We start from the raw sequence: 21,428 nt of genomic DNA, 5'->3' as shown, positions 1-21,428 counted from the left end.
GTATTAAAACTATTTTCTACAGACAGTGCGGGGAATATAACGAATAACTCTGCTATTAACGAATTAGATTTAACATCAACTTATTATACTGTTTATGCTGTGAATGATTCGGGTTCAGTTATTGATGATCAACCTTCCGGTTCCGTGAATATTAACTACACCTCAAATACATCATCTAGTAGTGACTACTTAATTGAGACTTCCACCCCAGAAATCGCAACTCCATTTGCTACCACTGCGGTTATCGACAACCTTGAAGAAGGGAGCGAAACATTCACGGTTGACCTCAGTGGTGGGTTTTCCAATGAAAGTGACTATGCAACGGTCACTTATAGTGATTCTAAAGTTATAACGTCAATTATTGAGCCTATGTGGAATGCCGGTGAATTTGAGTCAATAAACAAATTCAAAGACTATTGTTCTGCACCACGCACAGGCAACGATCCTTATAACGATAACCAGCCTTATCCTGATAAAGTTGGTAGTGAGTTTACAGAAAAAATGTGGTTGCGCTCGTGGAGCAACGAAACGTATCTTTGGTATAATGAAATCGAAGATAACAACCCGTACAGCTTTGAATCAGTTGCAGCTTACTTTGCGCAATTAAAAACCGAGCAAACCACCGATTCGGGTGGTAAAAAAGATAACTTTCATTTTAGTGAACCCACCGAAGACTTTTTTAAAGAAGCGCAATCAGGGGTTGTTTCTGGCTATGGTATCAACTGGACATTTATTAGCAACACCCCCCCAAGAGAGCTAAGAATTGCTTATCTTGAAGATAATTCGCCAGCGAAAAATGCGGGATTCCAACGTGGTGACACCGTACTGTCTGTTGATAATGTCAGCATTAATACCAATACCGAATCAGGTATTGCTACACTTAACGAGGTATTGTTTGGCCCCACAGCAGGAAATTTGCATAACTTCAAAATCCGCAGTAACGATGGCACTGAAAAATCAATTAATGTCACTGCAGGCAATATAAGTAAAACCCCGGTGCAAAATGTTAATACCTTAACTACTGACAGCGGCACAAAGGTTGGTTATATGCAATTTAATAGCCATATAAGCATCGCCCAGCCAGGGTTAATTGAGGCGGTAAATAAGTTTAAAGCTGATAATGTTGACGAACTAGTTATTGATTTTAGATACAACGGCGGCGGACTACTTGCGATGTCAGCACAGTTAGCTTATATGGTCGCAGGCGATGCCAATATACAAAACCGTTATTTTTATCAAACCATTCAAAACGATAAACAACCGCAAGAAGCACCCTTTCCATTTATTAACCAAGAAATTGATTACTCAACATTTCGCACAACCGGCAACTCATTACCAGACCTAAACTTATCCAAGGTTTATGTGCTTAGTACCTCTGGTACGTGTTCGGCATCAGAAGCATTTATTAATGGATTAAAAGGTATAGATGCCGAGGTGATTTTAATTGGTGACCAAACATGTGGTAAACCGTATGGTTTTACGCCCACGCATAACTGTGCAACCACTTATTACACCATTCAATTTAGCGGTGCAAACTTTAAAGGCTTTGGCGAGTATGCTGATGGCTTTATTCCTACACCAACGCCACAACTTGATGCTGATGTAAAAGGCTGTAAAGTGGCTGATGACTTTGATCATCCGCTAGGTAACAGTGACGAAGCATTGCTTGCAAGTGCGCTATTTCACATTGAAAATAATAGCTGCCCAATGCCTGCGGTAAGCGCTAAAAGCCTACCACAACAGTTTAGCCAAAGTAGTAGTCAAGGCATTTCATTAACGCCACCTAAGTCACTTTACAATACCAGTATGGACTTAACACGACCAACAAAAGGAAGCGCGGATGAATAAGCTTTTGTCAGTAGGAGTTTTGGTTATGCTCCTTACAGGCTGTAACAGCACTCAAGCTGAGCCACCACAAAATGCAAAGTTAACCCGAGTTAACCCTGGCGTTACTACGCAGCTACAGCAAGCAATACAAATCGCCAAAGGGGGAGATATAGTAATATTAGCAGATGATGTGTTTACTAAAAGCCCAGAGCTATTAATTGATCACGGTACCAGTAAAGGACCTGACGGCATGCCAATTATGGGCGCGCACAGTATTCCTTCAGAGAAGTTTGTATTGCAAAAATCAGCTGAGCAATGCTTGCTATATTACCCAAAAAAAGAGTTACGCGTACCGCTACCTAACGTTGAGTGCGAAGTACTTTAAGTTTAACAGCGTACGCATCAACTGATGCACACACTGTTACTTTAGTTAGCTAATTTAAAGGTCTTGATGAGGCCCAAATATTTCATAATGAATGCGCTCATCAGCAACACCAACGGCAAGTAGTTGCTGTTTTATTGCTGCCATAAAACCAACCGGCCCACAAATATAAAACTCTCCATCACTCACCGGTAGCTGTTCAGCAACAGCGCTGACATTCATCAATCCAGCAAATTCTGCCCCTTCGCCACCTTGATTAAACCATGTATAATGATTCAAACGTTCATGAGCTGCGGCTTGCTGCGCCAAAAGCTGACTAAACGAATATTGCTGAGCATTTTCACAAGCGTGTAAATACGTGACTTGCTGGTTACTCACATCACTTAACAAAGTTTGTAGCATTGCTTGCATAGGTGTTTGACCTACGCCTGCTGAAATAAGTACCACCGGGTTATTATTGGTGCGTAAAAAGAAATCCCCAGCCGGCGGGTAAAGTTCCACAACACTGCCCTCATCAAGTGAATGCAAGTAATTAGATACAACCCCCGTAGCTGGCAATAACTCTTTTTTCACGCTAATACGGTAGTTTTCGCCATTCGCTTTTTGCGAAATAGAATACTGACGAATTTCATTATATTGCGCATCATCAGGTTTCACTTTAATACCTAAATACTGCCCTGGCTTATGACTAATAACTGCCTTGCCATCTACTGGAACCAAGGTAAAGCTAGTTACTAACTCTGATTCAACCTGCTTTTGTGCAATTATAAACTGCCGCGTGCCTGACCAGCCACCGCGATTATTCTTACTATGCGCATACAGAGCAGCCTCTTCAGTAATACAAATATCAGCAAGTAATGCATACGCTTCACGCCACGCGTATTCAACTTCGGGAGTAAATTGTTCTGGAATTAGCTCTTTTAACGTGCCAATTAAATGACCCCCTACAATTGGGTAGTGCTCTGGTAAAATATGCATACTGACATGTTTATGATTAATACGACCCAGCGCTTCTTTTAGCACCGCAAGATTATCAATATTTTGCGCATACGCCGCAAGTGCATTAAATAACGCAAATTGCTGGCGACCACTGCGCTGGTTTGCCATATTAAAAATATCTTGCAGCTCAGGGTTATGGCTAAATAGTCGCTTATAAAAATGCTCAGTAACCACGGTGCCCGCCTCTGCGAGTAGTGGCACGGTGCTTTTAACTATTTCAACGGTTTTATCAGATAACATAAGACTTCCTAACATAAATTAACCACGACGCCCATCAACACGACGCCGCGTTAAGATAGGAATACAGTGGATCAAGAACAATAAAAACGCCATCAGCCACAATACAGCGCTAATCTGCCACGCAATATGCGGCCCAATAACAAAGGGTAGTAACGAGCGAACAATCGCTGCGACAAGCACTAAAGCAAACGCCACAGCCATAAAATGAGGAATAGTTAGGGCACGTCCCGTGTGTCCATGAGCAACCCGCGTCATCATCGCTAAAATCATCATGCCAATGGTGCCAATTGTGATCATATGTAACGCATCTTTAAATAAAATAACTGAGCTATAAAAGCTTATAGCCACTAAAGCCAAACCCACCCCAAGCGCTAGATACGAAAAGTGCAATGACCAAAGCAACGGCACTTTAAGCGTCTGCTTATTCCACCACCATAGCGAACGAGTCAAGTGCAGCACAGCCGTAACGCCAAGCGCCCAGCCAGGGTTAATGTTAGATATAAATAGTTGGCTAATAAAATACAAAGTAATGGCAAATAATGAGCTGTATAGCAGTATTTTATCTAACTGAGGTGTACGCACCTGCTGCTCAAGCCCCAAGCCACGCGCAGTAAAGAAAGGCAACACTCTTCCAGCTACAATCCCAACCAATAGCGTCATAACCAGTATCGCGGTCTCAACCACCACTAACGCAAGGGTCAAATTAGCGTTTAGTACCAACCACAAATAAATAATGTTTAAAGCACATAAAGCACTTAAAATAGGTAAAAATAGGTAGTTCTTTTTATTGTTAGTTTTAAATAACATATTTGCTAAAGCTGCAATGGCCCCGAGCCACCACAGTAACTGTGATATCATCACTGCATGTAAATTAATATTTTCAATACCGGCGCCTGTAATAAAAAATGCGCCTCGCGCGGCTAGCCAAATACATGTTAAGAGCATTAATTTACTGCCACTTATACTGGTAACGCTGGTCCAGTTCTGCGCAGCAGTTAGCAAAAACCCCACAGCAACCGCCCCTGCAAAGCCAAACATCATTTCATGTGCATGCCAAAGTGTCGCAGGCATGGTTAACCCCCAACTAGCGTGACCTGTTAAAATAAGCAGCCAATAAGCGATTGAAAAAAAAGCTAATAATCCAGCGCCTAAAAAGTAAGGCCGAAATGCCAGCATCCATAATGGCCACTTTGTGACTTGATAAAATCGCATCTTTTCGGGTACTGGTTTGGTTAAATTTGTGGGCTGCATTAACGCACCTCCTTGCCTAAGCTATTGAGTGAAACACAGCGTAAAACATAGCTAATTTTAAATACGGTGGCAGTTATAATGATAGAAATATGCGCCACAATTTGCAGCTGCATACTTAATAGATAAGCAAACGGATAGCTCAATAAAATAGTTAGTATCATCAATAACGTACTTATTACTAGCGCACTATTAGCATAGGTTAAAAGCGTGGTATAAAAGCCACCTGACGGCGGTATTTCGTTAAAGCTATTAGCAGTAGAAACTAGCATAAGACACTCTTTTATTAATGTGTATGCAAAAGTTACTGCACAGAGCACGCCAACATTAAATAAACACAAAAATCAAAAGGTTAAAAATTAATACTTGATTAAAAGGTCATTATGACTCACCATTAAATAAATCAATAAAACACACCTGAGTCATTTTGACATGATTGATAACACAAGCTTATTTAACACCGCAGTAATTCTTGCCAAAGCAACCAGTTACGATCATGGTTTTGAATCGCTTATTGCTTGCATTAATCAAGTTGTGCCAAGTGATGCGATAGCTTTACTTGCTTTACAAGGGGATGAATTAAAACCACTGGCTATTCATGGCTTAACGCCCGACACCTTAGGGCGGCGTTTTATTATTAACGAGCACCCGCGTTTACAAGCAATTTGCAGCGCCAACCAGCCATTAAGGTTTTCCCATGACTGCCCATTAGCCGACCCTTACGATGGACTGTTAAATGCAAAACGCGGCGACATCCCCGTACATGCGTGTTTAGGTATGCCCTTACTTGATGATCAACAGAAATTACTTGGTGTTATTACTCTCGATAGCCTTAACGCCCATGCTTTTGATGACTTAAACCTAACCCAGTTAGCACAACTTGCCACATTATGTGCAGCACACTTGCATACAGCTTTACAGCTGCAGCATTATCAAAACCACGCCCAGCACAGCAATGCCTTGGTACAAGAACTCAACCGTGAAGCATTAACCCGCAGCGGTATTGAAATAATTGGTCAAAGCCCTGCCATGCTCACTTTAAAAAATGATATAAAACTAGTCGCAGCCTCAGGGTTTAGTGTGCTTATTCAAGGTGATACTGGCGTAGGTAAAGAGTTAGTCGCGCGCAATATACATTTACACTCTAAGCGCAGTGAACAGCCACTTATTCATTTAAACTGCGCCTCATTACCTGAGAATCTCGCTGAAAGTGAGTTTTTTGGCCATGCTAAAGGTGCGTTTACTGGCGCTGAGCATAGTCGCCAAGGTAAGTTTCAGCTCGCTGATGGCGGCACATTATTTTTAGATGAAATAGGCGAGCTGCCACTTACCATGCAAAGTAAATTATTACGTGTGTTGCAAAGCGGTGAGATTCAAACGCTCGGCGAAGATGAAGTTAAATATGTAGATGTACGGGTCATTGCAGCCACCAATCGCAATCTAAAAGACGAAGTCAATGCGGGGCGCTTTAGAGCCGATTTATACCATCGCTTAAGTGTTTATCCATTACATGTCCCTGCTCTAGCAGAGCGCGAAAACGACATGGTGTTACTGGCCGGTTACTTTGTTGAAAAAACAGCACGTAAGCTGGCGATTAAACAACTAAAGTTAAGTGTCGATACCCAACTATTGCTCACTCAATACGAATGGCCTGGCAATGTCCGTGAGCTTGAACATGTGATCAGCCGCGCGGCATTAAAAGCCAAGCAAACCCAGTGGCAGCAATCAATCATCACTATTAAACCGCAGCATTGTGAACTTACTATAAGTAAGCCTTCAAACTCTTTAGCTTCACCAAACACAGGCTCAACCATGACAGTATTGAGCAACGAAAAGCTTTCGTTAAAACAAGCAACCGATACCTTTACCCATCATTTAATTAGCCAACAACTTGAACAACATGATTTTAATTGGGCTGCGACAGCACGCACCTTAAAAGTTGATCGAGCCAACCTGGTTCGTCTAGCTAAGCGCTTAGGTATTAAGGTTAAAAAGTCACTTTAAAGCGTAGTTAAACCGTCCCCATCAGGCTTTAAACAGGGTATGGCTAAATACTTTTTAGCCATACCCTCTGCATTTGGCGGAAAATATACAACCACCTCACAATGTAAACTATGTTTAGCAACGTAGCGCACAAAAAGCGAACACGTCCCCGAAGCGCTTTGCTTTATTTGTTTAAGTTCGCTGTCAGCAAGCATCGCATCACCTAAATTCTTAGCATGCCAAGTCATATTATTACCCTTTAAAGTGTGCTTTTAATAACTGGCTAAATGCTTGCACTTTGGCAGTACGATGAACTAAATGATGTGTCACCAACCACAAATCCATAGGCCAACTTAACTCGTTATGTAGTATTGGCACTAAATCAGGATATTGCGCAGCCACACCATGCTGTAGGCCACCAATGCCTAACCCCTTTACAATGGCACGCGTTGCTTCCGAGGTTTCTGATACCCGTAACTTTACTTGCGAAGCCGGAATGTGCTCATCAATCCATGCAAAATAAGGCACTTTGCCATTATAACCCGCCACACCTGATATAAAATTATGTAACACGAGCTCTTTAATGCTTTTTGGCTTACCGTGTTTATTAATATAGCGCTTAGATGCATAAAGACCAGATGATAAGTGCGCTAAATGCTGAGCAATATAATCACCTTCATCTGGCTTAGGTCCTGCTCGTACCGCAATATGAGCTTGGCCATGATCAAGCCGTAAACGTTTTTGATCCATTATCACTTCTAGCTGCACCTGCGGATGTAAGCTCTGAAACTGTTCACACACATCACTTAACACATCAATAAAACCACTTACGGTGGTTAGCAATAAACTACCGCGTAAAGTGCTATCAGCGGCAATAATATCGTTATGTAAACGTTCTAACTCACTATTGATACCTTCTGCGCTGATAAATAGTTTAGCGCCTATTTCAGTCACTTTATAACCACGAGCGTGGCGGTGAAACAAGCGAGCATTTAAGCTTTTCTCTAAGTTATTAATCCGCCTGAGCACCGTACTATGGTGCACATTTAACTTTTCTGCAGCAGCGGTCAAGGTACCTGAACGCGCTACTTCAAAAGCAACCTTAACGTCTTGCCAGTCATCAAATTGAATTGCCATATTACCTCCCCCTGCACTGTGCGTTTATGCACATAAGTTTTGCGTTTATTTGGCTTTTCTGCAAGTAAATATTTGCTAGAATAACTGACATATAAACAACCCCAATTTAAGAAAGACGGTATCATGACTACACCAAAAATTATTGCGCTCGCTGGCAGCCTACGAAAAGACAGTTTTAATCAAAAATTAATCAACGAAGCTGCACGTTTTGCTCTTGAAAGCGGTGCAGAAGTTGAAGTAATTAAGCTCGCAGATTTAGACTTACCGATGTTTGACGAGGATATTGAATCCCAAGGCACACCGCCCGGTGCGCAGCTTTTAAAAGATAAATTACGCGCAGCGGACGGCATATTACTCTCAAGCCCTGAGTATAATGGCTCAATTACTGCGGTATTAAAAAATGCTATAGATTGGGCATCGCGCACTGAGCAAGGAGCTACACCTGCTTTTCGTAACAAAGTAACCGCTTTATATGCTTCATCGCCTGGTGGATTAGGTGGCTTACGCGGTTTAAACCACGTACGTGATATTTTATCTGGTATTGGCAGCTTAGTACTTGCAGACCAATTAGCAGTGCCTGCGATTCATACATTAATTGATGAAAATGGCCGAATTAATGACCCTCTAATGGTTGATAACGTTGCCGGGCTTGCCCAACAACTAGTCAGTGTAGCAAGTAAATTAAATCAATAAGCGGGTTTTATTGATTCTGTATTCAAAGTATTAAGAAAGCTTTGTTACGGCTAATTTAGCGGCGATAAAGTCTTCATGTGTAACATATAGAAGACTCGCAACACGGCGAATAACATGCTCTTCTTGCGCATCTAGCTCGCCATCTGCGTATGCCAAACGCCATAATAACTCAATAATTTCAATGCGCTGTTCAGCACTACACTGATCTTTAATTTGTTTTGAAAATTGAAAGTAATCAATCGCCTCATCAAGATCCTGATTTGCCTGCTCGGTAAGCTCTGCAACAGCTTCGTCATCTAAATCAAAATATTTTTTTAAAGTAAAAGTCAGTGTTTGTTGTTCACCCTCTTGCAACTCATTATCAGCACGCATTACTTCAATTAATAAAGCGGCAACGGCAGTTTTTAAATCGTGCTCTTTTAATGACGGTTGCTGTTCGTCAAAACTCGAAAAAAGCTGTTTAATTTGTTTGAACATCACATTTTCCCTTTTTGGGTGTTAGACTTATACGAACTGCGATCACTGTAGTAAAATATTCAGCCCAAAACAACAAAGGAGTTAGTGTTTTATGAGTAGATTAATGAATAACAGCACTCTTTTATTGTCTAGCTTCTTATTGCTCGCTGGCTGTATCAGCGCACAAGCAGCAAAAGGTGAGACCGAAAAGCTGTATGATTTTGATGAAGAAGTACATTATTATCAAACCAAGATAGACGACAATAACTATCACCTTAAAATTCAATCTGACGACTATAAACACTTTAGAAATCAGAGTGTTTTTTTACTACGTCACGCTGCCAGATTATGCCGCGGTAATACATTTATGCTAAAAGTGACTGAAGGCGTACAAGAGTATGATCGCTTTCCAACTAAACCCCGCGCCTATCAGCCACCTTTAAACGTAATGTTACAATGCGAAACTAAGCCCAAAAAGGGTTAGCCTTCATAGCCCCAAGGCGTTGCTGGCAAGCTAATTGGTTTAGTTAAATCAAAATCAACACGAAATTCACGACCTTGGCGAATTAAACGGTAGGTGAATTTTTCAGGATAGATATACATTTGCCATGTATTGCCCATCGACTGTGGGATGCCTTGACTAACAAATAGCTCTTTTGAGTATTGATCTGCAGGAAATGACTGCACATTAGCAGATCCCGCATCGAGTGTATGACCACCATACATAGTTGACACATCGTCAGTACCATCTTTATGGCGATGATCGTGCTTTAAGCTCAAACCACTGCCTGTTTTAGTAATAATCCATGTACGTGACGCATCATCACCTACATGAAAAGGCACTTGCAACTCACGTTCGTTACAACGGCGTACATGCATAACCAATTTTTTATTAGCAAATGAGCTTGGTCCTTCAGCGTTATCAACAGCTACAACTCCTTCATACGCTTTACCGCAATGGGCGGCAATATTGTCAAAAAAACCATCGTGGCTTGGAATTGATACCAATGGCGCTGGGCGTGAAAACGCCGCTGTAGATCCCAGTAATAAAGTTGCAGCAGTTAATAATTTCATAGTACGTTCCTAAAATGTAATTAATAAAAGACAGACTAGCGGTTTCCTATTGATAAAGGAAGTTTATAGGATGAATAGTTGTTTATATACCCAAAAAGTAAAAATGAGCACGCTCAACAACTTCGGCCATCCATACATACAACCCACAAAAAAATACTAAGCGCGCTCAGAATATAAGATTAAAGTAATGATTTAAAACACTTTTAATCCTTAAAATAATTGTAGTAAATTTTTATAACCATTAAACAGGATTTAAAAATACTGAACTACTTGCCCTTATTAATACTTATAAGTTTGTTTATGATACAAGTTAAAATGTCTAATAATATATGCAAATACTTGGCAAAAAAGTACCCTGAGCAATGACAAGCACTGTCAGAAAAAACCCTTAGTAATAATATTAGGGGCAATCTAAATGAGTCGCTTCAACACGGGGTTTTCTCAACAATTGAAGCTCCAAAATTACTGCGCTTTAAACGGTTAAAGCAATTTAAAATGCGCGCTTGTATTGTGATTGGAGCTGTGGGGTTGGTTATGGCCTATTACTAGGCTCTTATTAAACTTTGATTAGGTATAAAAAAAGCGCATTTCTTGGCTTTGTTAATATGAACCAAGCCAAGAAGTATGCGCATTAAGCCGAGATTTACATCGCGCTTTTAAGTAACTATTTACTGCCAAGGTCGCTCAGCAGCAAGTTTCGCTTCAAACGCATTTATTTGCGGGTTGAGTGTTTCGGTAACACCGATAAAATCTAAACCACTTAATAAACGCTCTTTTACATCTTTACGAATATCAAAACTGATGGGGGCAAACTTATTGCTGGTAAGCTTTTGATTCTCAAGATCAACATCAATATGAATATCATCATGCTGCTCGCTAAGTATAAACAGTTGTTCAAGCGTATCTGCCGGTAAAGCAATCGCAAGCATTTGGTTATTGCCGCAGTTATTAAAGAAAATATCCGCAAAGCTTTCTGCTAAAATCACTTCAAAGCCATATTGCTTAAGCGCCCATGGTGCGTGCTCACGTGATGAACCACAGCCAAAGTTATCGCGAGTTAGCAATATTTGCGCGCCTTGGTAGCAAGGACGGTTTAAAATAAAATCAGGGTTTGGCTCGTCGTTTTCTAAATAACGCCAATCATAAAACAATGCCGCATCAAAACCATCACGACTGGTTGAAGTCAAAAACTGCTTAGGAATAATTTGGTCAGTATCAACGTTATTTTTATCAAGCGGGGCCATTAAACCACTAAAATAAATGCTCATTAGGCTTCTCCTCTTATATCAACAAAGTGACCATGTATCGCCGCCGCTGCGGCCATTGCAGGGCTAACTAAATGCGTACGCCCGCCACGCCCTTGACGACCTTCAAAGTTACGGTTAGAAGTTGATGCACAACGCTTGCCTGCACCTAAACGATCATCGTTCATCGCTAAGCACATCGAACAACCCGGTTCGCGCCACTCAAAACCTGCAGCTTTAAAAATATCAGCTAAGCCTTCATCTTCGGCTTGCTTTTTCACAAGGCCAGAGCCCGGTACGATTAATGCTTCAACACCTGTAGCCACTTGCTTGCCTTCTACAATTTGTGCAGCGGCGCGTAAATCTTCAATCCGGCTGTTGGTGCATGAACCAATAAATACTGTGTCTACGGTTGCAGTTGATAATTTATCGCCGGCTTTTAAGTCCATGTACTTCAGAGCGCTGCGAATCGCTTCAGCTTTTATTAAATCAGCTTCTTGATCGGGATCAGGAATACATTCATCAACACCAATAACTTGCTCTGGGTTGGTACCCCAGGTAATTTGCGGCTGAATGCTACAGGCTTCTAGCTCAACTTCTAAATCAAACTGTGCATCATCGTCAGTTTTAAGTGTTTGCCAATAAGCAACTGCAGCGTCAAAGTCTGTACCTTGTGGTGCAAATGGCCGACCTTTAAGGTAATCAAACGTTATTTGATCAGGTGCGATTAAGCCCGCTTTAGCACCCATTTCAATGCTCATATTACACAGGGTCATGCGCGCTTCCATCGACAACGCCTCTATGCCTTCACCACAAAACTCAGCAACATAGCCTGTACCCCCAGCGGTACCTAACTTGCCAACCACAGCCATGATCAAATCTTTTGCCGTAACGGTTGGGCGTAAACGACCATTAATTTGAATTTTTAGTGATTTAGCTTTTTTCTGCTGTAATGTTTGCGTAGCTAATACGTGCTCAACTTCTGATGTACCAATACCATGCGCAAGTGCGCCAAAGGCACCGTGCGTTGATGTATGGCTGTCACCACACACTATCGTTGCACCTGGTAAAGTAACTCCTTGCTCAGGTCCCATAACATGGACGATACCTTGGTTAACTGAGTTTAAGTCATAAAGTACAATATCAAACTCTTTACAATTCGCATCAAGCGCCATTAATTGGTTTTTTGAAACCTCACTGGCTGCATCAAGTGATCGGCTTTTAGTCGATACATTATGATCCATAGTTGCAATGGTTTTTTCAGGACAGCGCACTTTACGACTTTTTTCACGAAGGCCAGCAAAGGCTTGCGGCGATGTCACTTCGTGAACTAAATGGCGATCAATATAAAGTAAGTCGGTTTGTTCATTAATACTAGCAACAACATGTGCTTGCCAGATTTTATCGTATAACGTTTGGGCCACTTGCTAATTTCCTAATTCGGTTTGGCTCGTAACATGACGGTTGCCACGAGCAGGATTAATTTAAATTCGAGCCACTTTTTATACTCGAGCCACAATTGCAGCCGCAACATCTTGCGTGGTATACCCTGCATTTGAGAAAATATCTGGGGTGCCTACACCGGCTTCGACTACTTCGGCAACCGCCTTTTCAATACTTCGCGCGGCTTCATCTTCACCCAAAGAGTAACGCAGCATCAGCGCCGCACTTAATATTTGTGCTATTGGGTTAGCTACACCTTTACCCGCAATATCTGGTGCTGAGCCACCAGCAGGTTCGTACATACCAAAACCAGACTGGTTCAAACTTGCAGACGGTAGCAAGCCCATAGAGCCTGTAATCATGGCGCATTCGTCTGACAAAATATCGCCAAATAAGTTATCACAAAGTAGTACATCAAATTGGCTTGGCTGCTTTACTAACTGCATTGCCGCGTTATCTACGTAGATATAATCCAAGCTTACTTCTGGGTAGTCTTGACTTACTTCAGTAACTACTTCACGCCATAATACGCTTGAGGCTAATACGTTAGCTTTATCAACTGAAGTCACATGATTATTACGTAGCTTGGCTGCTTCAAAAGCAAAACGCGCAATGCGTTCAATTTCTTTACGAGAATAGGTTTGCGTGTCAAATGCAGCTTCATCAACACCTTCACCAACACGGCCTTTATCGCCGAAATAAATACCACCCGTTAGTTCTCGCACACATAAAATATCAAAACCTTGTGCGCTAATATCAGCGCGTAGTGGCGATGATGTACTCAGTGCAGGTAATAGTTGGGCTGGGCGTAAATTACAAAACAAACCAAAATGCTTACGTAGTGGTAAAAGTGACGCTCGCTCTGGCTGTTCATCAGTAGGAAAGTGCTCCCATTTGGGACCACCCACTGAGCCAAATAAAATCGCATCAGCATTTTCACATGCTGCTAATGTGGTATCTGGCAGCGCTTTTCCAAATTCATCAATGGCTGCACCACCAATTGCATGAGAATGACGAGTAATAGTAAAGCCAAATTTATTACTAACCGCGTCCAGCACTTGCTCTGCTGCTGCCATTACTTCAGGTCCGATACCGTCGCCTGCTAATACTGCAACGCTGTAATTTTTTTGACTCATCCTGCTTTCCTTTGTTGTTTTAAATCAGACACTTTTTGTGCACGATAAATTAAATTATAAACACGGATCATAGCGCGTACTGATGCTTCAACTACATCTGCTGCAATGCCCACACCGTGATAAGGCCGACCATCGTATTTAGCAATTATATTTACTTGCCCTAGTGAACTTGCGCCTTCGCCAGTAGCTTCTAAGTTGTATTCAATCATTTCAACTGCCATACCAGTTAATCGCTCAATGGCTAAAAATGATGCCTCAACAGGGCCATTACCAGTAGCTGCCTCTTGTTTTGATTCATTATTAATGGTCATGCCAATAGTTGAGCTAGCAACTGATTGCGAGTTCGATGTTGAGTTAACAAACTCTAATTGATACTGCTCGTCTTTATCACTGATTTGGTTAAAATAGATCATCGCTTCAAGGTCGTAATCATATACGGTCCCTTTTTGGTCCGCCAAAGCTAAAAAGCTCTCGTATAAGCTATCCATGTCGTAGTCTGACTTTTGGTAACCTAGTTCTTCTAATCGGTGCTCAATAACATGACGACCTGAACGTGAGGTCATATTTAATTGATTGTTTGGCACACCCACACTTTCTGGCGACATAATTTCATAAGTATTTTGCGATTTTAATACGCCGTCTTGATGGATGCCTGAACTGTGAGCAAAAGCGTTTTCACCAACAATTGCTTTATTTGGTTGCACCGGCATATTACAAATTTTCGCGACTTGACGTGATGCGCGGTAAATTTCTTCCCCGCGAATATCTGAGTGTACTTTTAAGTGATCTTTACGCATTTGCATTATCATCGACACTTCTTCAAGTGAACAATTACCCGCACGCTCACCAATGCCGTTAATAGTACACTCAATTTGACGTGCTCCGGCCTGCACCGCAGCAATTGAGTTAGCAACCGCTAAACCTAAATCGTTATGACAATGCACACTTAAACGCGCTTTATCGATATTAGGCACGTTGTTCATTAAATGGTGGATCATTGCCGAGTATTCGTCTGGCGTTACATAACCTACGGTATCTGGCAAATTAATAGTTGAAGCCCCTGCACTTATGGCTTGCTCAACAATGCGGCATAGATCCCAATGCGGCGTACGTCCTGCATCTTCACAAGAAAACTCCACATCATCCGTATAGTTACGAGCAAGCTTGATTGATTTAACCGCCATAGACGTTGCATCGTCTAAACTCATACGTAATTTATGCTCTAAATGCAGCGGACTGGTAGCAATAAAAGTATGAATACGGCCTTGCTCTGCGGGACGAAGTGCCTCACCACAAGCTTCAATATCTTTAGCAACAGCACGAGCTAGGCCACAAATAATAGGCCCTTTAACCTCGGTCGCAATACGTTGTACTGAACGAAAATCAGCGGGACTTGAAACCGGAAAGCCCACCTCCATTACATCTACATTTAAACGGCTAATTGTGTGGGCTAACTGAACCTTATCGTCTTCAGTTAAACTTGCTTTAAGCGCCTGCTCACCATCTCGTAAGGTGGTATCAAAAATCCATACTTTATCTTTCATAAAATGCCTCATTCCCAATCTAACCAACGACCCAATTACGAGATAAAAAAAACCCCGCAATTGCGGGGTTTTAATGTATTATTTTATGCAAATACACTAAGCCCCGCTCACCAAGATAAGCAGTAAGAGGTTCAGTTTTAGTGTAATAAAATGTGTAATTTGCATCTGTCTTTACTAAATGTGTGTGTTCAGTGAAGCCTATTTTTAACACCCTAACAACAGACATGCAAGCATAGTAATTCCAATTTTCGGGATTGAAACCCACAAGCAAAGAAAAATAAAACCCACCAAAGCCAACAAAAAGAAATAAAAATCTAAAAAACCAACAATTCCCGTTTAAATTTAAGAGTAGTAACCAGCCTAGTGTTTAGATTAACTTTTTAAATTTGTGGCGATTTATTATCACGCACATAGTTACTCGCACCGCGAGTAATGTAACGCAACTGCCAAACCACACGCTCAATTAGCTCTTCACGTTGTAAACCTTCTAAATCTAGCGCTTCAGCACCGGCGTTAAATACTAAAGTCACCATGGCTTCTGCTTGAATATAAGCATGATTGGCATCGCATGGCGTTTCGCTTTCTAGATAATGAGCAAGCTCTAAGATAAAGTGTTTTATTTCACGGGCAACTGCGGCTCGAAACGCTTTTGATGTACCCGAACGTTCACGTAATAATAATCTAAATTGGTTGCTGGAATTATCAATAAATTCCATAAAAGTCAGTACCGAAGTAGTGATAACACTACCGCCACTGGCGATACGTCTACGAGCTTGGCGCATCAATTGGCGAAGTGTTAAACCTGCTTCATCAACCATAGTTAAACCCAGTTCGTTCATATCTTTAAAATGACGATAAAATGAGGTCGGCGCGATACCAGCTTCACGGGCAACTTCTCGTAAACTTAAATTAGAAAAGCTGTGATCTGCACTTAACTGATTAAACGCCGCCTCAATTAGCGCTTGTCGTGTTTTTTGCTTCTGTTGCGCTCTAACACCCGACATGAATGACTCCTGAATTATTTTAAATCAAATTATAGTGATTTTTATGCTAATTCGTCAGTCTAATACTTGACGGGGGGAGAATGAAATATTATTTTAGCTTACAAGTGTACGCTCAGATATAAAGAACATGAAAAAACCACCGATAATTTGGACCAATGTCCTATTTTTTAGTATTACTTTTTTAGCCGCGCTAATTTTAGTGCCTTGGTATGCGCTTAGCTATGGATTCACCAGTGGCCATTGGATTGCCTTTGTAGCGTGTATGTTTTTTGCAGGCCTTTCAATTACAGCAGGCTATCACCGCTTGTGGGCCCACAAAACCTATGAAGCACATCCTGCGATAGAGTTTATACTCGCGCTAGGAGGCGCATTTGCACTACAAAATAGTGCACTGCACTGGAGTAGCGATCACCGTATTCATCATGGCCAAGTTGATGACCCTATTAAAGATCCTTACGCAGCAACAAATGGATTTTGGTACAGCCATATAGGCTGGATGCTACGTGAATATCAAGGTGACAACTACGGAGATTATAGTAATTGCCGCGACTTACAACGCAATAAAATTGTGATGTGGCAACACCGTCATTATTTAAAACTAGTATTAGCAATGAATGTGGGTATTCCATTAGCGCTTGGTTTTATGGTCGGTGATGTATTTGGCATGTTGCTATTAGCGGGTCTATTACGCTTAGTACTTAGCCAGCACTTTACCTTTTTTATTAACTCGATTGCGCACATTTGGGGCTCACGTCCTTACACTGAAAAAAATACTGCCCGTGATAATGGCTTTTTAGCGCTATTTACTTATGGCGAGGGCTATCATAACTTCCACCATATTTTTGCCAGCGACTACCGTAATGGCATTAGATGGTTTCATTATGATCCAACCAAATGGATGATTCGTTCCTTAGCGGCAGTGGGCCTGGCAAAGAAACTAAAACGTACTCCGGTTGAGCGTATTGAAAAAGCTAAAGCCGAAACTTTAATGAACAAAACGCAAATTCGTCTCGCAAAATTGCCTTTAGCGCAAGATAAGCTTACATTGTTACAGCATGAGTATGATTTAATGCTGAAAAAGCTTCAGCATTTTTGTGCACTAAAAAAGCAGGTACTGGAAGTTAAAAAGAATAACATGCTTAAACAGTGCGAAAAATCAGCTTTAATGACACAATACAACGAGCTAGAAGCTGCTTGGGAAACTCAAAAGCAAGCTTGGCTGGCACTGAATGCGAGGTTATTAAAAGCCTCTTTTAGCTAATGTAGGAGTGGCTGTGGCCAAACAACAAATAAAGCAAAAAGATACCCAAGAATTTCAATACGATGCCATTATTATAGGCACAGGTCCTGGCGGTGAAGGTACCGCCATGAACCTTTCTAAAAGTAACAAAAAGGTCGCCGTAATTGAGCGCCAGCAAGCTGTTGGCGGTGGCTGTGTACATTGGGGAACTATTCCATCAAAAGCGCTGCGCCATTCTGTTAGCCGTTATATTGAATATAAAGCCAATCCCTTATTTAATATTAGCGAACGCCCTAACCGCATAACATTTCCTGATATATTGCGCCATGCAAGCTCTGTTATTTCTAAGCAGTCGAACCTACGCAGCAGCTTTTATGATCGCAACCGTATTCATATGTTTCAAGGCGATGCGCAGTTTGTAGATAAACACACTATTACCGTTACTCACCTTGATGGCTCAGTTGAAACACTCACTGCGCAAACGATTGTTATAGCAACAGGCTCGCGTCCATATCGCCCACCAGAGGTTGACTTCGATCATTCTCGTATTTACGACAGTGATACTATTTTAGGTTTAAAGCATGACCCACATCGCGTACTCATTTATGGTGCGGGGGTAATTGGCTGTGAATATGCGTCTATCTTTAAAGGCCTTGGCGCAAAAGTTGACTTGCTCAACACGCGTGACCGTTTACTAGCGTTCATGGATGCTGAAGTTTCAGATGCACTTAGCTACCACTTTTGGAATAGCGGCATTGTTATTCGCCATAATGAAGAGTTTGACCGCATTGAAACCCGCGATGATTGCGTAGTAATGCATTTAAAATCAGGTAAACGCGTAAAAGCTGACTGCATTTTATTTGCCAATGGCCGAACTGGCAACACCGACACCTTGAATCTAGAAGCCGTTGGAATTAAAGCCGATAACCGGGGCCAATTAAGAGTAAATGAAACTTACCAGACTGATGTTGATAATATTTATGCGGTAGGCGACGTTATTGGTTATCCAAGTCTTGCAAGTGCAGCATTTGATCAAGGCCGTATAGCTGCTGATGCGATAGCCAGTGGCAATAGTGACGAAAAGCTGATTATTGATATTCCAGCCGGTATTTATACCATTCCTGAAATGAGTTCAGTGGGCAAAACTGAGCAACAACTTACAGCGGCTAAAGTTCCATACGAAGTAGGTCGAGCACAATTTAAGCATCTTGCTCGGGCGCAAATAGCGGGCACTGAAGTAGGCAGTTTAAAAATCCTTTTTCATGTAGAAACTAAAGAGGTATTAGGCGTACATTGCTTTGGTGAGCGCGCCTCTGAAATAGTTCACATTGGCCAAGCGATTATGGAGCAAAAAAATGGTGGTAACACCGTGGATTACTTCGTAAACACCACATTTAACTATCCAACCATGGCTGAAGCCTATCGTGTTGCCGCGCTAAATGGTTTAAATCGTTTGTTTAAGTAATTTAATAACTCTTTGTTTGAACAGCAAAAAGCCCACTTAATATCACTAAGTGGGCTTTTTAATTTTAGTGCCAAAGCATTGTCTATAATGCAACTACTTACAATGCTTACTTATGATATTGCGCACTAAGCTCATGTACAGCATTAATGAATACACCAGCATTTTCTGGATTTACATCTGGTGTAATACCGTGACCTAAGTTAAACACATGACCATTGCCCGTACCAAAGTCTTCTAAAATAGTGCCTACTTCTTGGCGAATACGCTCTGGCGTACCATGAAGCATGGATGGATCCATATTACCTTGCAATGCAACTTTGTCGCCTACACGACGTTTAGCGTCGCTAATATTGATAGTCCAATCAAGACCAATAGCATCGCAACCTGTTGCCGCAATTGCTTCAATCCATTGACCACCATTTTTAGTAAATAAAGTTACAGGTACTTTACGACCATCGTATTCACGAATTAACCCGTCTACAATTTTATGCATGTACTGTAGTGAAAACTCGTTGTAATCACGTGGGCTAAGCACTCCGCCCCATGAATCAAAGACCATCAATGACTGCGCACCAGCTTTAACCTGTGCGTTTAAGTAATCAATTACCGAATCTGCCAGCTTATCGAGTAATAAATGCAGTGTTTGCGGTTCTGCGAAAGCCATTTTTTTGATTTTACCAAAAACTTTACTACTGCCGCCTTCGACCATATAAGTGGCAAGTGTCCACGGTGAACCCGAAAAACCAATTAATGGTACTTCACCTTTAAGCTCGCGGCGAATAGTACTTACGGCGTTCATCACATAACCAAGTTCATCGGTTGGATCTAGCTTTGGAATTTTTTTCACATCTGCCAACGATGAAATCGGGCGTTCGAATTTAGGACCTTCGCCTGTTTCAAAGTATAGACCTAAGCCCATTGCATCTGGAATGGTTAAAATATCGCTAAATAAAATTGCGGCGTCTAATGGATAACGGCGTAATGGCTGTAAAGTTACTTCACAAGCCAACTCAGCATTTCTACACAGGCTCATAAAATCGCCCGCTTGTGCACGTGTAGCACGGTACTCTGGTAAATAACGCCCAGCTTGGCGCATCATCCATACCGGTGTTACATCAACAGCCTGTTTTTCTAATGCACGTAAATAACGGTCATTTTTTAATTCGCTCATGCGTAAAAGATCCTAAAGCTAAATAGATTGAGTAGATTGTATCACCATATTACATAGCGCTCTATCGCTATAACTGTAAAAACGATATAGATAGATGCAGATCAACAACTTTCCTAACCTGCTTAAAAAGGATGCAATAAAAATAACAAATAAATATTTCTCATTAATAAATTTGCAACAAAACAAAAACCTTGGTATAACTTGTCCTGCGTTAAAAATAATAACAATAAAAGTTTTATAACAATAATAAATATAATCTTCCCATAACAATAAGAAAGCTTGTTTTAACAAGTCATGGAAAAGAAATTAAACCACCATTTATGGTGGTTTTTTCTTGCCTAAAATTAACAGCTTGCAAGTATCGACAAACAAAAAAAACTCTGTTATTAATCAATTACTTTATAAATAATCACCTATTCTTTATTAAATATAGGTTGATCTTTAGGCCATATTTCCTTCTTATAGAGAGGAAACCAACCCAGCTAAGGAGATTAATAATGCTGACGCGTTTGGAAAAAGCTCAAGAAAAATGGGGTGGTAGCCACTCAATTATTGACAATTGGCTAACAGAGCGCCAAGAACTACTGGTTTTATATTGCAGAATTGCCGGTTTTTCCCCGTACGAGAAAAAAGAGCACGTATTGCCTGAACAGTTACAGATTCAAAGCTTTTGCCAAATTCTGATGGATTACTTATCTGCCGGCCATTTTGAAGTTTATGATGATATAGCCAACGCGTGTAAAAATCGTGGCCCAGAAAGCCAAGAGCTTGCTAATTCGCTTTACCCGCGAATTACAGACACCACAGATATTGCCTTAGACTTTAACGATAAATACGCTGAAGTTAGCAAAGACGATTTACTAAATGAGTTTGATAATGACCTTTCTAAACTTGGCGAAGCACTTGAGCTACGCTTTGAGTTAGAAGATGAATTAATTGATAACTTATATTCAAACCATACCGAAAAGTAAATATTGGTTTTAATAATAAGGGAGCACTCGCTTCCTTATTCTTTTTATATCATATTTAATAACATTACCTCTGCAAACAAAATAATCAAATATTCCTAACAACCCAAAAGTTTGTAATATTTATTTTAATGCTGTAATTATAGGCTAATAGTGCATTAAAACCATAAGAGC

General features: G+C 41.1%; 21 protein-coding genes. 8 read left to right on the top strand and 13 right to left on the bottom strand.

The annotated features are described in order from the left end of the window. Nucleotides 1-99 precede the first annotated feature (99 nt). Both ACT3RM_RS10615 and ACT3RM_RS10610 read left to right on the top strand, forming a co-directional pair. Nucleotides 100-1,848 carry a S41 family peptidase gene (locus ACT3RM_RS10615; RefSeq protein WP_441836331.1) on the top strand — a complete coding sequence of 583 codons (1,749 nt, stop codon included), beginning with the start codon at nt 100-102 and terminating at the stop codon, nt 1,846-1,848. Continuing rightward, nucleotides 1,841-2,212 (top strand): hypothetical protein, encoded by a 372-nt coding sequence (locus ACT3RM_RS10610; RefSeq protein WP_441836330.1) that lies wholly within the window; start codon nt 1,841-1,843, stop codon nt 2,210-2,212. Before ACT3RM_RS10615 ends, ACT3RM_RS10610 begins: the two co-directional genes overlap by 8 nt. A gap of 54 nt (nt 2,213-2,266) precedes the next feature. On the opposite strand, the gene hmpA is transcribed toward ACT3RM_RS10610, so the two are convergent. Genes hmpA through ACT3RM_RS10595 form a run of 3 tightly spaced genes read right to left on the bottom strand, consistent with a single transcriptional unit; the run spans nt 2,267 to nt 4,968 of the window. Beyond that, the gene (gene hmpA / locus ACT3RM_RS10605; protein ID WP_441836329.1) at nt 2,267-3,448 is read right to left on the bottom strand and encodes an NO-inducible flavohemoprotein; all 1,182 of its coding nucleotides are present in this window, start codon (nt 3,446-3,448) and stop codon (nt 2,267-2,269) included. Between the two features lie 18 nt (nt 3,449-3,466). Continuing rightward, nucleotides 3,467-4,699 carry an NnrS family protein gene (locus tag ACT3RM_RS10600; protein ID WP_441836328.1) on the bottom strand — a complete coding sequence of 411 codons (1,233 nt, stop codon included), beginning with the start codon at nt 4,697-4,699 and terminating at the stop codon, nt 3,467-3,469. Further along, nucleotides 4,699-4,968 carry a hypothetical protein gene (locus ACT3RM_RS10595; protein WP_441836327.1) on the bottom strand — a complete coding sequence of 90 codons (270 nt, stop codon included), beginning with the start codon at nt 4,966-4,968 and terminating at the stop codon, nt 4,699-4,701. Before ACT3RM_RS10595 ends, ACT3RM_RS10600 begins: the two co-directional genes overlap by 1 nt. Before the next feature lie 160 nt (nt 4,969-5,128). Between ACT3RM_RS10595 and norR the strand changes: the two genes are divergently transcribed. Further along, nucleotides 5,129-6,700 (top strand): nitric oxide reductase transcriptional regulator NorR, encoded by a 1,572-nt coding sequence (gene norR, locus ACT3RM_RS10590; protein WP_441836326.1) that lies wholly within the window; start codon nt 5,129-5,131, stop codon nt 6,698-6,700. On the opposite strand, the gene ACT3RM_RS10585 is transcribed toward norR, so the two are convergent. Both ACT3RM_RS10585 and ACT3RM_RS10580 read right to left on the bottom strand, forming a co-directional pair. Next, nucleotides 6,697-6,927, bottom strand: coding sequence for a hypothetical protein (locus ACT3RM_RS10585; protein ID WP_441836325.1), 231 nt, complete (start codon nt 6,925-6,927; stop codon nt 6,697-6,699). The genes norR and ACT3RM_RS10585 overlap by 4 nt on opposite strands. Before the next feature lie 4 nt (nt 6,928-6,931). Next, a complete protein-coding gene (locus tag ACT3RM_RS10580; RefSeq protein ID WP_441994891.1) occupies nt 6,932-7,816 on the bottom strand; it encodes a LysR family transcriptional regulator in 885 nt (294 codons plus the stop codon). Nucleotides 7,817-7,939: 123 nt separating this feature from the next. On the opposite strand from ACT3RM_RS10580, the gene ACT3RM_RS10575 reads away from it, so the two are divergent. Further along, nucleotides 7,940-8,509 (top strand): NADPH-dependent FMN reductase, encoded by a 570-nt coding sequence (locus tag ACT3RM_RS10575; RefSeq protein WP_441834943.1) that lies wholly within the window; start codon nt 7,940-7,942, stop codon nt 8,507-8,509. Nucleotides 8,510-8,539: 30 nt separating this feature from the next. On the opposite strand, the gene ACT3RM_RS10570 is transcribed toward ACT3RM_RS10575, so the two are convergent. Then, complete coding sequence (locus tag ACT3RM_RS10570; RefSeq protein ID WP_441834944.1) at nt 8,540-8,986, bottom strand: TerB family tellurite resistance protein; 447 nt, start codon at nt 8,984-8,986, stop codon at nt 8,540-8,542. A gap of 103 nt (nt 8,987-9,089) precedes the next feature. Here ACT3RM_RS10570 and ACT3RM_RS10565 point away from each other — a divergent pair, with 103 nt between their 5' ends. Continuing rightward, on the top strand, nt 9,090-9,449 hold the full coding sequence (locus ACT3RM_RS10565; RefSeq protein WP_441834967.1) for a hypothetical protein: 360 nt from the start codon (nt 9,090-9,092) through the stop codon (nt 9,447-9,449). Here ACT3RM_RS10565 and ACT3RM_RS10560 read toward each other — a convergent pair. The 6 genes from ACT3RM_RS10560 to fabR all read right to left on the bottom strand — a co-directional run bounded on the left by ACT3RM_RS10560 (nt 9,446) and on the right by fabR (nt 16,410). Next, nucleotides 9,446-10,039, bottom strand: coding sequence for a hypothetical protein (locus ACT3RM_RS10560; RefSeq protein WP_441834945.1), 594 nt, complete (start codon nt 10,037-10,039; stop codon nt 9,446-9,448). The two genes, ACT3RM_RS10565 and ACT3RM_RS10560, sit on opposite strands and share 4 nt — an antisense overlap. Nucleotides 10,040-10,707: 668 nt before the next feature. After that, nucleotides 10,708-11,307 (bottom strand): 3-isopropylmalate dehydratase small subunit, encoded by a 600-nt coding sequence (gene leuD / locus ACT3RM_RS10555; RefSeq protein ID WP_441834946.1) that lies wholly within the window; start codon nt 11,305-11,307, stop codon nt 10,708-10,710. After that, nucleotides 11,307-12,707: a 3-isopropylmalate dehydratase large subunit gene (gene leuC / locus ACT3RM_RS10550; protein WP_441834947.1), complete on the bottom strand. Its 1,401-nt coding sequence runs from the start codon at nt 12,705-12,707 to the stop codon at nt 11,307-11,309. Before leuC ends, leuD begins: the two co-directional genes overlap by 1 nt. Nucleotides 12,708-12,785: 78 nt before the next feature. Next, nucleotides 12,786-13,862: a 3-isopropylmalate dehydrogenase gene (leuB, locus tag ACT3RM_RS10545; RefSeq protein ID WP_441834948.1), complete on the bottom strand. Its 1,077-nt coding sequence runs from the start codon at nt 13,860-13,862 to the stop codon at nt 12,786-12,788. Continuing rightward, complete coding sequence (gene leuA, locus ACT3RM_RS10540; protein WP_441834949.1) at nt 13,859-15,406, bottom strand: 2-isopropylmalate synthase; 1,548 nt, start codon at nt 15,404-15,406, stop codon at nt 13,859-13,861. Before leuA ends, leuB begins: the two co-directional genes overlap by 4 nt. Nucleotides 15,407-15,786: 380 nt before the next feature. Further along, a complete protein-coding gene (gene fabR / locus ACT3RM_RS10535; RefSeq protein WP_441834950.1) occupies nt 15,787-16,410 on the bottom strand; it encodes an HTH-type transcriptional repressor FabR in 624 nt (207 codons plus the stop codon). Between the two features lie 127 nt (nt 16,411-16,537). Between fabR and ACT3RM_RS10530 the strand changes: the two genes are divergently transcribed. Continuing rightward, nucleotides 16,538-17,671, top strand: coding sequence for an acyl-CoA desaturase (locus tag ACT3RM_RS10530; protein WP_441834951.1), 1,134 nt, complete (start codon nt 16,538-16,540; stop codon nt 17,669-17,671). A 13-nt stretch (nt 17,672-17,684) separates the two neighbouring features. Next, nucleotides 17,685-19,115, top strand: coding sequence for a Si-specific NAD(P)(+) transhydrogenase (gene sthA / locus ACT3RM_RS10525; RefSeq protein ID WP_441834952.1), 1,431 nt, complete (start codon nt 17,685-17,687; stop codon nt 19,113-19,115). Between the two features lie 106 nt (nt 19,116-19,221). On the opposite strand, the gene hemE is transcribed toward sthA, so the two are convergent. After that, nucleotides 19,222-20,286, bottom strand: a complete 1,065-nt coding sequence (hemE, locus tag ACT3RM_RS10520) for a uroporphyrinogen decarboxylase (RefSeq protein WP_441834953.1) — start codon at nt 20,284-20,286, stop codon at nt 19,222-19,224. 497 nt (nt 20,287-20,783) lie between these two features. Here hemE and rsd point away from each other — a divergent pair, with 497 nt between their 5' ends. Then, nucleotides 20,784-21,257 (top strand): sigma D regulator, encoded by a 474-nt coding sequence (gene rsd, locus ACT3RM_RS10515; protein ID WP_441834954.1) that lies wholly within the window; start codon nt 20,784-20,786, stop codon nt 21,255-21,257. Nucleotides 21,258-21,428: the final 171 nt, after the last annotated feature.

The sequence above is a fragment of the Pseudoalteromonas sp. AOP7-A1-14 genome (assembly GCF_052376275.1).
Taxonomy (GTDB): domain Bacteria; phylum Pseudomonadota; class Gammaproteobacteria; order Enterobacterales; family Alteromonadaceae; genus Pseudoalteromonas.
Note: the sequence above shows the minus strand (reverse complement) of the source record. Positions and strands in the feature narration are given on the sequence as shown.